1 protein-coding gene and 2 pseudogenes are annotated in these 946 nt (G+C 47.7%); 2 read left to right on the plus strand and 1 reads right to left on the minus strand.

What is annotated here, in order from left to right; translation table 11 throughout:
- Window positions 1-420 (plus strand): annotated as a pseudogene (locus CIK04_RS29235) (elongation factor P hydroxylase); the annotation flags it as partial.
- 14 nt (window positions 421-434) lie between these two features.
- Window positions 435-700: pseudogene (locus tag CIK04_RS29240) on the plus strand (YfcL family protein).
- Between the two features lie 62 nt (window positions 701-762).
- On the opposite strand, the gene CIK04_RS29245 reads toward CIK04_RS29240, so the two are convergent.
- A partial coding sequence (locus CIK04_RS29245; protein ID WP_142995038.1) for a hypothetical protein occupies window positions 763-946 on the minus strand: 184 nt, incomplete at its 5' end.

Genomic DNA, 946 nt, shown 5'->3' on the forward strand with positions numbered 1-946 from the left:
CCACAGTTCCTTATCATCGGATTATTTTTGCTCGTTGGTTTTATGCCTCTGCATTACACGAAATAGCCCATTGGTGCGTGGCTGGGCCAGAGCGCCGACTCCTTGAAGACTTTGGTTATTGGGTATGAACCCGATGGAAGAACGGCTGAGGTGCAAGCTGAGTTTGAAAAAGTTGAAATTCGCCCACAAGCGTACGAATGGATTTTGGCACTCAGCGCAGGCTTTCCTTTTAATGTAAGTTGTGACAACCTACACGGCGATTTCGAGCCTGACCGTTTGGGCTTTATGCAGAAAGTGCATCAGGAAGTTATATCGATATTTGAGACGGGGTTCCCCCCTCGTCGTGCAGATGCTTTCCGATGCATTGCGGAATTTTATCAAGTAAAGCCCTTAGAAGTAGGCGATTTCATCGTTAAGTAACCACGAGATTATCCATGATTATTGAATTTGAAGAAAAACTAGTTGGAACTGATTGATGCACGTATTGAAACGGCATCAGAAGATGAACTGTTTGCAAGGTGGTTATTTGCGTGGCCATATTTCGCTCTCTGCTGCGTCTTGCGAAGACGATGGCGTAAACGATGTGRCGGAACTGAAATCGCGCATTGAGCAGAGTTTAGAGAATGCTCGCTCAGAACTTGCACCAGCAGATCGCATCATCGTCAGCGACTTGTGGCAAGAGCTCCAAGCGCAAGCTTAACCTTTGTTCAATAAAACGCTCGTCAATACAACGAGGCGTTTTTGTTTGTGTGCATCTTCTACTTACAGCTCGGTAATGGCTTTGCCTTTGCGCAGTTTCCTTACCCACATGCGGCTTGGGTGTAACTCTTCAAGCACGTCAACAGGCAAAGGCAGTGGATCGTTACAGATTTGCGAGGCGAGCAGCTCCGCCATCAGTGGTGCAGAGCTCAAGCCCCGAGAGCCAAGGCCTAGGAGGCAGAATAAG

The sequence above is a fragment of the Vibrio sp. 03_296 genome (genome assembly GCF_002265885.1).